Annotated in this window: 10 protein-coding genes and 1 pseudogene; 1 reads left to right on the plus strand and 10 read right to left on the minus strand. The window is 62.9% G+C overall.

Annotation, left to right across the window (positions count from 1 at the left end; translation table 11 throughout):
- Positions 1 to 73 precede the first annotated feature (73 nt).
- The 8 genes from bla to M1105_RS19285 all read right to left on the minus strand — a co-directional run bounded on the left by bla (position 74) and on the right by M1105_RS19285 (position 9,149).
- Entirely contained in the window at positions 74 to 1,072 is a 999-nt protein-coding gene (bla, locus tag M1105_RS19255) for a class A beta-lactamase (protein WP_249582004.1), read from the minus strand.
- Positions 1,069 to 1,200 carry a hypothetical protein gene (locus tag M1105_RS20725; RefSeq protein WP_264759738.1) on the minus strand — a complete coding sequence of 44 codons (132 nt, stop codon included), beginning with the start codon at positions 1,198 to 1,200 and terminating at the stop codon, positions 1,069 to 1,071. The genes bla and M1105_RS20725 overlap by 4 nt, the downstream gene beginning before the upstream one ends.
- A gap of 31 nt (positions 1,201 to 1,231) precedes the next feature.
- Complete coding sequence (locus M1105_RS19260) at positions 1,232 to 2,857, minus strand: amidohydrolase family protein (protein ID WP_249582005.1); 1,626 nt, start codon at positions 2,855 to 2,857, stop codon at positions 1,232 to 1,234.
- 162 nt (positions 2,858 to 3,019) lie between these two features.
- The gene (locus M1105_RS19265; protein ID WP_249582006.1) at positions 3,020 to 3,715 is read right to left on the minus strand and encodes a DUF3299 domain-containing protein; all 696 of its coding nucleotides are present in this window, start codon (positions 3,713 to 3,715) and stop codon (positions 3,020 to 3,022) included.
- Positions 3,716 to 3,717: 2 nt separating this feature from the next.
- Entirely contained in the window at positions 3,718 to 5,346 is a 1,629-nt protein-coding gene (locus M1105_RS19270) for an amidohydrolase family protein (RefSeq protein WP_249582007.1), read from the minus strand.
- A 67-nt stretch (positions 5,347 to 5,413) separates the two neighbouring features.
- Positions 5,414 to 6,616, minus strand: a complete 1,203-nt coding sequence (locus tag M1105_RS19275; protein ID WP_249582008.1) for a hypothetical protein — start codon at positions 6,614 to 6,616, stop codon at positions 5,414 to 5,416.
- Between the two features lie 101 nt (positions 6,617 to 6,717).
- Positions 6,718 to 7,602: a hypothetical protein gene (locus tag M1105_RS19280; protein ID WP_249582009.1), complete on the minus strand. Its 885-nt coding sequence runs from the start codon at positions 7,600 to 7,602 to the stop codon at positions 6,718 to 6,720.
- 5 nt (positions 7,603 to 7,607) lie between these two features.
- On the minus strand, positions 7,608 to 9,149 hold the full coding sequence (locus M1105_RS19285) for an amidohydrolase family protein (protein ID WP_249582010.1): 1,542 nt from the start codon (positions 9,147 to 9,149) through the stop codon (positions 7,608 to 7,610).
- 248 nt (positions 9,150 to 9,397) lie between these two features.
- On the opposite strand from M1105_RS19285, the gene M1105_RS20875 reads away from it, so the two are divergent.
- Positions 9,398 to 10,300 carry a helix-turn-helix transcriptional regulator gene (locus M1105_RS20875; RefSeq protein WP_249582011.1) on the plus strand — a complete coding sequence of 301 codons (903 nt, stop codon included), beginning with the start codon at positions 9,398 to 9,400 and terminating at the stop codon, positions 10,298 to 10,300.
- A gap of 32 nt (positions 10,301 to 10,332) precedes the next feature.
- Here M1105_RS20875 and M1105_RS19295 read toward each other — a convergent pair whose 3' ends face one another.
- The gene (locus M1105_RS19295; protein ID WP_249582012.1) at positions 10,333 to 11,373 is read right to left on the minus strand and encodes an AI-2E family transporter; all 1,041 of its coding nucleotides are present in this window, start codon (positions 11,371 to 11,373) and stop codon (positions 10,333 to 10,335) included.
- Between the two features lie 73 nt (positions 11,374 to 11,446).
- Positions 11,447 to 11,542, minus strand: a pseudogene (locus M1105_RS21040) (IS6 family transposase); the annotation flags it as partial.

The following is an 11,542-nucleotide window of genomic DNA, read 5'->3' on the forward strand; positions in this document are numbered from 1 at the left end:
GTTCTTCCTGGATAGTTCTGTCTTTGCTGGACAGGATCGCACTGGCAGAGCCTGCACGGCGAAGTTTCCCCGTTTACTGCTTCGCCAACGGGACCAGGTAGAAGTAGTCGAAGAGCGAGCGGGCGATCTCGGCAACTGCCCGATCCCTGTCCGCCTCGGGTGTCTCGCTGCTCTTGGTGAACACGGCGATTGCGAACCGACGACCGTCGGGAAGCGTGATATAGCCGACGTCATTGGCCACTCCCCCAATGGTTCCGGTCTTGTGCGCCACGGGCGTTCCCCTCGGCAGCAGCCCCTTGAGCCGGCCAGCGCCGGTGCGCGTGCGCGACATGACATCGAGCAGGAAGTCGCGGCTCTCGGCGCTCATCGCCGTGCCGCTGTCGATGGCAAGCAGGAGTTGCAGCATCGCAAGGGGCGTTGCGTGGTCGCGGGGATCCGCCTCGAAGTCCAGATTGCGGTCACCCATGATCGTCAGGAGCTCCGGCCGGGTCACGAAGGCCTCTGTGGCGACTTTCATCGTGGCTGGTCCCGGCAGGCCATAGAATTCCCCGATGATCTCGCCGGTCGTCCGATCGACCCTGAAATCGGTGATCCCGAGCCTGCGCAGATTTTCGGTCACTGCCGCGGGTCCGCCGGCCAGCCCGATCAAGGTATCGGTCGCCGTGTTGTCGCTCTCGGTGATCATGATCTCGATCAGGTTCGCCACCGAAAGCTGAAGCCCGGGATGCACGAATGTGTCGCTCAGCGCGGCGTCCCCGATCATCATCATGTCGGGTGTGATGTCGACCATCTGGTCGAGGCTCAGTTCCCCCCGGTCGACGCGGTCCATAATCGCAGTGGCGATCGCAACCTTGTAGGTGCTGGCCATGGGGAAGGATTCATCGCCATTGAACGCGATGACCTGGTCGCCGCCGATTTCCTGCGCCGCAAAGCCGATGCGCCCGGCAAGCCCCGCCGCGGCCCGCTCGATTGCGGCCCCAACGGACTGCCCGTCGGATGTCTGGGCGTATGCCGGGGCGAAGGTCGCCGCCGCGGAAACCGCAAGGGCCATGATGGTGTTGCGATACTTCATTTTAGGTATCTCTTTTCTGTGAGACCGGTTTCGGGATTGTCCCGTTCGGCATTGAGAACCCGGAAAGCGCAGCATGCGCGCAAGACCTGGGCGAAGGGCAGCCAGGAGACAGAGATCAAAAACTGCATGATCCCGTCTCCTCGTCTGGATGCATCGCGATCAGTTGCCACCGTCCGCGGGGAGGGCGGTGAAGTCACTGGGCATCCCGGTCGAGAATTCGGCATTCCACGCCTCTACCGAGATTGGCACGAAGCGCGGCTTGTCTTCGGGGGCAAAACGGATCGGCTGACCGGCGAAGACAGGAAGCACCTTGTCGTCACGCAACGCGACCTGACCGTTGACGATCACGGCCCTCATGCCCGTTGAAGGGACGGCGCCCTTTTCGTAGGTCGAATTGTCCGTGAAGCGTTCGGGATCGAACACCACGATATCGGCAACCATCCCGGTCTGGATGCGGCCGCGTTCCTGCATGGCCTTCAGGCCGGTGTCGCCGAGATGCTTGGCGGCGTTGTAGCTGAGGATCGACATCAGCTGCATCATCGGGATGTTGTGTTCCCGACCGAAACGGATCGTGATGCCGCGGGTGCCCGCCGCGCGGGGGTGGGTGTTGCCGAGCTGGTCCAGCGGGATATCCCACGGGCCGAAGTGCGGTTCGGGCGGAAGCGCGTCGCTGGCTACGGTGACGCCCTTCAGCGTCAGCCATTTCGGCGCATCTTCGGCGGGCATCTTGAACACGACAATCGGCTTGGTCGGATTGGCAGCCATGTCGTTCTTGAATGTCTCCAGAGTGTAGTACTCATTCGTGACCGGATCCAGCACGGTATTCTCATAGCGGTTGCCCAACTGCTCGACCCAGCTGTCCGGCTGCAGGAACGACGCATTCAACGTGGTGGAGCCTGCAGCGTAGGGATAGATTTCACCCCAGATGTTGTGGCCCCGTTCCTGAAGCTCAACAATCATTTGCTGGGCAAGCCGCCAGCCGGGGTTGTTGAAGTGAAGAACCATCGCCGGGGCACCCAGCGCTAGAGCATTGGCGATGAGTTCCTGCGCGCCGTTGTTCTCGGTCGTGTCGGTCCCAAGCGTGTAGCGTGTATGTGCGCCAGTCGGGCGGCCATAGCGTGCGCCAACCTTCTGCACCTCGAACATCTCGCGGGAAGAGACGCCCTCCCGCATGTAGCCCACGGTGCTGCCAATGCCGGGTGCGCCCGCCTGCAGACCCTTGTCAATCTCTTCGAGAATTGCGTTGCCCTGTTCCAGGGTCGGGCGCGTCACGCTCCAGCCCGATTTCTTGCGGGTTTCCAAAGCGGCAATGGGACCGTTTACCAGGAAATCGCCCTCTGCCCCGTCGAGCACCACCGCGCGGGCCAATTCGTGGCTGACCGCGCAGCCATAGTTGGCGTGGGTCACACCGGCACGCGCTTCATACCAGGCGCCGATATAGGATCCCGCACAGCCTGCCTCGAAATCCATGCCGCTGGTCAACCCGTCGCGCAAGCCGACCCGGTAGCCGATTGGTGTCTGCCAATGAAAATGGGTATCGATGAAGCCCGGCGCCACGATATGGCCGGTCGCATCCACCGTCTCAGCACCGGTCAGCGCTTCCTTGGTGATCGCGACAATCCGGCCATCCTTGATACCGACATTGGCGATGTCGTCATACAGGGTTTCAGGGTCCATGACCCGGCCGTTGTTGATCACCAAATCATAGTCTTGTGCCAAGGCCGGAACGGCACAGATGACACTCATCAAGAGGGCCCCGGCCAGGAGATGTCTTTGCTTCTTCATTGGTGTCCCCGCTTAGTTTTTACTTCTATTCATTGCATTGGCACGAGGCTGGCGACCATCTTGAATGCACCATCAGATATTGGCCTTCCGGCACAGAGGCGGCGCAGACCTGCGCGGCCACAAGCTTTCTCGATACTGGGTAAAGGTCCGACCATTCCCGCTTCAACCCTCCAGCAAATCGACGGTTTCGGCGTCAAGAGTCCAACCACTCAGCATGCGCGACTCCCCGTCGAGGATGAATATGGTCTCATCACTTGGCTCGACGCGCAGCAGCCCCGACACCCGAACCGGCAGATACAGGGACTCGACCTGTTGATCCGCGCGTAGTCTGACCCTGACGAGTTGGTTCGGCGGTGGCGGCGGAAGGTGGCTGCACATTCCGACCTGCGGGACCAGATAGCCGAACCCGCTGCCATCCGCGTCTGGCGGTCCAGGGATGACGTAGCCCGAGATCGAGACCTCGACGCCGTCGAAGATGGGGTTGGTGGCCATGCGGGCGATCTGCCGTTTCCTGGCGATGTCCCAGCGCTGCTCGAGCAGCGCATCCACATCGTGACCGTTCGCCTCGAGCTTTTCCTGAGCAGCGTCGCGGCGCGCCTCCAGACGCGTGCGTGTCGCCTCGTCAAGATCAGTGCCTGCTAGCTTCTCGTCCGACTGAACCAACAGTTTCAATTCGTTCAGCATGTCGGCCCCCATGGCTGCGTAGGGGTCTTCAAAGGCAACGGCGAACGGATCCACCAAGTCCGAGAACTCAATCGCCTCCGGTTCTGCCGAGGCTTGAGTGGCGGCCAATAAGGCCGCCACGAAGACAGAGGTCAAAAAGCGCATGTTTTCGCCCCCTTGCTTGAATGCGATCACGATCAGTTGCCCCCATCCACGGGGAAGGCACCCGTGAAGTCACTGGGCATACCGGTCGAGAATTGGGCATTCCAAGCCTCTACCGAGATCGGAACGAAGCGCGGCTTGTCCTCGGGGTCAAACCGGATCGGCTGACCGGCGAAAACAGGAAGCAGCACGTCGTCACGCACCGTCACCTGACCGTTGACGATCACGGCCTTCATGCCCGTCGAAGGGACGGCACCCTTCTCGTAGGTCGAATTGTCCGTGAAGGTTTCGGGATCGAACACGACGATGTCGGCAACCATGCCGGTCTGGATGCGACCGCGTTCCTGCATGGCCTTCAGGCCGGTATCGCCCAGATGCTTGGCGGCGTTGTAGCTGAGGATCGACATCAGCTGCATCATCGGGATGTTGTGTTCCCGACCGAGCCGCATCGTGGCTCCTCGGGATCCGGCGGTCCGGGGGTGTGTGCCGCCCAGCTGGTCCATCGGGAAATCCCACGGGGCGTCGTAAGGCTGGGCACCAACCCCATCGCTGGCCATGGTCACGCCCTTCAGCGTCAGCCATTTTGCCTGGTCTTCGGCGGGCATCTTGAATACGACGACCGGCCTGGTCGGTTCGGATGTGATGGTCGCCTTGTAGGTCTCGAGGGTATAGTACTCATTCGTGACCGGATCCAGAATGGTTTCCTCATAGCGGTTGCCCAGATCGTCGACCCAGCTTTGAGGCTCCAGAAACTCCGCATTGATCGTGGTGGAGCCTGCAGCATAGGGATAGATTTCCCCCCAGATGTTGAAGCCCCTTTCCTGCAACCCTGAAATCAATTCGTGTGTCACGCGCCAGCCGGGGTTGTTGAAGTGCAGGACGATCGCAGGCGCGCCGAGCGCGATTGCGTTTGCGATCAGTTCCTGCGCGCCGTTGACCTCGGTCGTGTCGTTGCCAAGCGTATAGCGTGTATGTGAGCCAGTCGGGCGGCCATAGCGTGCGCCAACCTTCTGCACCTCGAACAACTCGCGGGAAGAGATGCCCGCTCTCATATAGCCCGTGGTGCTGCCAATGCCGGGTGCGCCCGCCATCAGACCCTTGTCAATCTCTTCGAGAATCGCGTTGCCCTGTTCCAGGGTCGGGCGCGTCACGCTCCAGCCAGTTTTCGCCCGAGTTGTGTAAGCGGCTACGGGGCCGTTTATCAGGTACTCGGCGCCGTCTGACCCGTCGAGCACCATCGCCCGGGCGAATTCGTGGCTGACCGCGCAGCCATAGTTGGCTTGGGTCACATCCGCACGCGCCTCATACCAGGCGGCGACATAGGATCCCGCACAGCCCATCTCGAAATCCATGCTGCTGGTCAACCCGTCGCGCAACCCGAGGGAATAACCGATCGGCATCTGAAAGTGGAAATGCGTATCGATGAAGCCCGGCGCCACGATATGGCCCGTCGCATCCACCGTCTCGGTGCCTGTCAGCGGGTCCTCGCTGATCGCGACGATCCGCCCGCCCCTTATGCCGACGCTTGCGACATCGTCGAAGAGCGTTTCCGGGTCGATAACCCTGCCGTTGTTGATGACAAGGTCGTAGTCCTGCGCCACGGCTGTCGATGCGGCCATCAAGGCGCCAAGAAGTATGGCGGTCCTAAAGTGCACTTTTTTCATGCGTTTTTCGCTCCCTATTTGCGCAACTCGCGTTGCGTCTATGATCTTCACATCTGTCCGATACAGGTCATCTCACCGGAAGGGTCAGCAGCGGCTTCGCGCCCGGAACCTCGCCGACGACCGAGGCGAAGATCGCGTTGAGCACGGTGAAGCTGAGGCGCGTGTCGAGGTCGTTGGCGCGGATGTAGAACCAGGATCCGTCGCGCTCGACCGCGAGCCAGGCGTCGGCCGGCGGGGCGTCCGCCGCCTCGACCGTCAGCCACGCGCCGCCGCTCGGCGCGCTGCGCCTCCGCACGACCCCGGCCGCGAGGTCCCCCGACGGCACGGCGACATAGGCCGATGCGAAGCGCAGCACTTCCATCACCGACCGGTTATTGACGACGATCTCCCGCAGGGGCGCCGTGTCGTCGAGAACGCGCGACTGCCGTCCTGATTCCGACAAGAGTTGCTCCGTCCCCGAACCGCCGGTGTCGATGATCGCGAAGGACTGGCGTGTGGGATCCAGATCGAGCAGGTCGCGCAGCCGCAGCGCCCGCGGATCCGCGTTCGAGCGCGCCGCGAACCGCAGGAACAGCGGCTTCGAAAGCTTCAGCGGCTCGAAGACGTTCGGGTTGTCGCGGGTCATGAACTGCATGCCCGAAGGCAGAGCCTCCGCCATGGCGCGGGTGTCGATCTTCGACATCGGGATCTTGCCCCCGGCCGCGTTGCTGTAGACGCCATAGGAGAGATCGACCACGCCCTCGCGCAGCAGCACCTCGAGCAGGCCGAGCATCTCGATGAACGCGCCGTGGCTCTCCGGCTCGTAGATCCCTCGCTTGAGGTCGAATTCGAGGTTCCTCAGCCGGTTGACCTTCTTCACACCGACCCGGAGGACCGTCGCTGGGTCAAGCCCCGACTGGGTCAGCACCGTCAGCTGGTCGGCGCCCATCGGCGCGTGCAGACGGCCCAGCAGTTCGCGCGAGTCCGGCAGCCCCCAGGTGACGGTCGGCGTCTCGGCGTAGGTGACGCCCGCGCTCGCCCCGAAGACGTTCGGCGCGCCGTCCGGCAGCGTCGCCTGCGCGCCGGCGTTGGCCCCGGCGGAAAAGCTGGTGGTGACGCTTCCGATCTGAAGGAAATAGGGCGTCTCGTCGTAGCGGAGCCGGACGATGTTGAGCAGAAGCTGCTCGTTCGCCGTCTCCCGCATCATCTCGTTCAGGTCCCAGTGCCGGGACTGGATGACGCTCGCCGGCACCCCGCAGCCCGCAAGGGCCAGCAGCGCCAGCCCAGCCATCGCCGCGCGGCTCAACGACGCCGTCGTCCCCGTTTTCCCTAGGCGCGCTTCCCCTTTCGCACGCATCTGTCGGTCGGGGCGGCGTTCCGGACCAGCTTTCATCACCGGAGCCACGACTCGACGAAGTTCGGCACGACCGGCGTGATGTTGAAGCCGATCATCCACTGCGGCCCGAAGGCGTCGGGCTGCTCGATGTAGTAGTTCAGCTCGACCTGCAGCTTCACCGGCAGGCCGCCGATCTGCGTAGTCTTGCTGACGGTGAAGTTCAGCGGGATCGTCCAGTCGCCGGACCGCCAGTCGTAGTTCATGATCGGGGTGCTGCCGTGGGACCAGCCGCCGCCGGGCAGGAAATTCAGGAACAGCTGCATCTGCGAGGTGCTGTAGTAGCCGTCGCCCCAGCCCGCAACGTCCCATTGATGGCTCGGGAACACCCCGTAAAGGCCCCAGTCCTCGAACTTCGCGAACAGCGCCTCGGGGCCGAGTCGAAGCTGCTTGCCGGCGATGTCGCTGTCTGTGGCGGTCGGCAGCGTGCCGACCATGCCGAAGGCCCAGAGAAAGCCGTTCGACTCGGTGACGCCATAACCGGCGTCGAAACCGATATCGCCGAAGGCAGTGACGTCGCCAAAGCCTGTCGCGGAGGGAATGGGCTGATCGACCACGAGCGGGAACGCCGGGCGGACGAAGAAGTTGGCCTTCCCGCCGCTCTCGGTCGGCGGCATCGAAAAGGGGAACACGGGCTGAAAAAGAAGCGTGTAGTTGCTCTGATCGTCGGCGCCCGGCAAGTCCCCGGTGTACCAGCGGTACTGATTCTTGAACGTAAGGCTGGCGAGCGAGTTGTTGGGGTTGGCGAGTTCGCGCGCGATCTCGTCAGTTGATCTCGGAGGCGCAGGCTGATCCTGCGCGTGCGCCATGGTAGCCAACAGCGACATGGCGGCGTACAGCGCCATATGCGCGCGGGCTGGTCTGACGGTCTTGAGGAACTCCATGGGGCTCAATCGGAAACCGGCCGCCGGATCGGCCGGCCATGGGGCGCATCCAGCACCAGTTCGCCGTCACGCACGGCAAAGCCGCCGTTCACCAGAACGGTCTGTACGCCGACCGCCGGTTGATTTGCGTTTTCGAAAGTGGCCTTGTCTGCAATGGCGGCCGGATCGAAAACGACTATGTCAGCATCCATTCCCACCTGAAGGCGGCCCTTGCTGCGCATCTGCGGCACGCTGTGTTCCAGCGTCTGCGCCGGCATCAGCGACATCTTGCGGATCGCCTCGTTCAGCGACAGCACCCCGCGTTCGCGCACATGGGAGCGCAGGATCTTGGCGAAAGTTCCGGCCGAACGTGGGTGGCTGAAAACGCCCTCCGGAAGAGGCCATTCTTCGCCCTCATAAAATCTAACGTTGCCGTCGTCGTCGAAGTAGGACCAGAACACGGAATCCGAGGCGATCAGAGCTGCGGGATTGGTGACCGAAACGTCCAGCAGCGCGAGATCCTGTGGATTGTTCTCGTCCAGGAAATGCCAGGTAATGAAAGTGCCGGGCCTGTTCGCCTGATAGTCAGCCAGTTCTTCCTCGGTCATCCTGTCTGCGCCAAGCTGGAAGTTGTTGGCCGTGGAATCCATGCGGGCGCGCCAGTCCGGCCCGCTGAACATGGCCGCGCCGACCACGGTGTTGGCGGCGCCGTAAGGATAGGCCTCGGTTGTGACGTTGATGCCTTGAGCCTGCGCCTCTTCGACCAGCGCCATTGTCGTTTCGATATCCGACAGCGAAACCGAGTTGATGTGGCACAGATGCATGTGCGCGCCGGTGATGGCGGCGAGGCCGATCAGCTCCTTGATCGCCTCGAACGAGCTTTGCGGCTCGGTATTGCTGGCATATCGCACGTGGGTATAGGTCGGGACGTTGTATTCCTTGGCCAGCTTGGCCAGCGCGAAATACTCTTTGTGTCCAGAACCCGGCGCGTAACCGGCGTTTACGCCGATGCCGAGCGCACCGTCCTTCAGGCCCTGTTCAACCATCGACAGGATGCGTTCGGTTTGTTCCGGGCTGGCGATGTCCATCTTCCAGTCGGTGCGGCCCTGCGCATCCTGAAAGTAGGCTGCGGTCGCCAACGGATCGGTATCCGAAAAGGTCGCGATCCGGCTGTGCGTCCAGCCTGCGGCGGCACCGTAGTTCACTGGCAGGTTCTTGGTGGCCTGGGCGTCGTACCAATCGCCGACGGGCAGCAGTCCGGACTCCAACTCGAGCGCCGTTGTGACGCCCTGCATCACCTGCATTCGGTAGTCGCCGATGTTCTGGCCGTGGGCATGGAGGTCGATGAAGCCCGGCGCGACGACGTGGCCGCGGGCGTCGATCACCACGTCGCCCTGCAACGGAAACTCGCTGATCGCCACGATGCGGCCCTCGTCGACCGCAACGTTGCGGATGGCGTCGAGCCCTGTCTCCGGGTCGATCACGCGGCCGTTCAGAATGACGACGTCGTTGGCCAACGCCGCCGAAGCGGTCGCCGCAGCCATGAAGAAGACTGCATGCCAAGCCATCGCCCGTTCCCTACAGTTAGAAACGGTGTCCACCGCTTCAGCCGCGCAGATGTGAAGCATTGGATGCTAAATGGAGCAGCGCTGACTTCGAAGGTGAATCGATGTACGATTCTCCCACTCGGAAGGAGAACGCTGGAGAGGAAGCCTTGGGGTCACGTTGGCCACCAGACACAACGGCTGGCTTGTTGCACAAACGGGCCGAGCCGATCCATGTGCCGACCCTTGCGGCGCTCTCGCAAGATCTACCGGTGCTCGAGCAGGAGATGGCCCAGCTTGGCCGCGGCGATGCTTCTTTCGAGTCCATCATGGTCTGCGGCCGCGATTGTGTCGTCCATGAAATGCAGTTCGGTCCGAGATACGCCGCGCATCTCGTGATCGATCCGACCTGGTGCATGTTTTTCACGCCGTTCACGTGGCGCGGTGACTTTGTCTTCAATGGACGGGAAGTCCGCCGAAACGAGTTGATGATCTCCTGCGGGTCGGACGGGTACGCAACGGTTGGGCAGGAGCGCCACACGCTGGCGATAGGTTTGCGCAGGGCACGGCTGCAGGCGGCATGCGAGTCCCTGTCGGGCTCGGTTCACGCCACTCCATGTGATCTCGATCACCGGCTGACCCTCGCAAGTCCTATGGGGCGTGCGGTTCGGGCCACCGCGCTCGAAATTCTTCGAGGCTCGGCCGAACGCATTCTACCGAATGGTCGGTACGCATTGCCCGAGGCCGCGGAGGCCGAACTGATCACCGCCATGGCGTTGCTGCTGATGGAGCAAAACGTCTGGACGACGTTTCGCGACCCCGGGACTGTCAATCCGATGGCGGTGGTGCGACGGGCAAAGCGTATGATCGACGCGAGGAACCCCCAACCGGCGACCCTCGCCGACCTGTGCGCGGCGAGCGGCGTCGGAAAGGCCTGGCTGCACAAGTGCTTCGTCGAGGTTCACGGAACATCGCCGATGAACTACCTGCGCGCGCAACGGCTCACCTTCGCGCGGCAACGGCTGCTCGACACGGTCGATCCGCCGCGGTCGGTCAAGGACGTCTCGCTGTCGCTAGGCTTCGCGAACGGGGGTCGGTTCGCCGCCGCCTATGCGGCGATCTATGGCGAAACGCCGACCGCAACCCTGGCCCGCAACTTGGCCAGACTGGCTTAGCGGCGAGCGTCGCGCTGCCGGCGGAAGGGCGATCAGCCAGTCTCCACCCGCCCGTCGCCGGACAGCAGGACTGCGACCGGCCGCATGGACGGAATGCGCCCGAACACGATGATGCAGATCGCGAGAACCGGCACGACGATCAGTGCGCCGACGATGCCCCACAGGGCGCCACCGGCGAAGATGCCGAAAAACACCGCGAGCGGACTGACGTTCATCGACCGGCTCAGCAGGGCCGGCTCCAGAAGATTGCTGGCGAGCAACTGAACCGGCAGGAGGATCGACACGACCATCAGGAACGGCCCAAGCGTGTCGAACTGGACCAGCGCCATCAGTGCCGGCATGACGATGCCGATCAACGTGCCGATGGTAGGAACGAAGCTGGCGCAGAAGATCATGATCGCCCAGAAACCGGGCGCATCGACGCCGACGAGGGCGAGGGCGATGTAGGTGGGGACTGCCTGCACGAGGCCCATCACCACGCGAACGCCCATGTAGAGCTCGATCTCGTGAAGGATGCCCTGCATCAGCGACGTGATCTCCGCGCGCTTCTCCGGTTGCGCGACGAGGGCCGCGAGTTTCGAGTTTGCCGCGCCCGCCTCCTGATCGATGAAGACGATATAGGCGATCAGCACGATCAGCGACGTCATTGCGCCGGCGGCGGAACCGGCCAGACCGAAGAAGGTCTGCGTCAGGTCGATCTTCGCGAAGAGGTCAGAGATGCGGATGGCCACGTCGAGCCCGACTCTCTCCGCAGCGCCCGCGAGGATGGTGTCGAGCCGCTGCTCGTAGCGCGGCAGTCCAGCGGCGAGGTCCGTTGCGCTCGAGACCAAAAGCAGCGCGAACCCCGCGACGGCCAGAACGATCGTCGCCGCCGCCGCGATATTCGAGAGGACGGGGTAGGAAAGCCCGAATTTGGCCAGTGCGCGTTTGTAGAGCCCGGACACGGCTCCGACGACGAACCAGATGAATAGCGCAAGGATGAACGGTATCAGGACGTCGCGTGCGACGATGAGGATCCACAGCGTGGCCGCGACGGCGACAACCCCTCGAAGATACCGCCCGTTCCGCTCCATTGCAGAAGACCTCTCTGCTAGGTGGTGTCAGACCAATGCGAACCAGTCTCAGATTGGCTGTCAACGTCGGCCTTCAGGCTGCGCCGAGCTTGCGCCACTCCTCAAGTGCGGCGGTTCTGTTGACCTTGAACATGTGCCGGCTTGAAAGGCTGCGTTCCTGATTGAAGTG

Origin of the sequence: Thermohalobaculum sediminis (genome assembly GCF_023487995.1) — a bacterium.
In the GTDB taxonomy this organism is placed as follows: Bacteria; Pseudomonadota; Alphaproteobacteria; order Rhodobacterales; family Rhodobacteraceae; genus Thermohalobaculum; species Thermohalobaculum sediminis.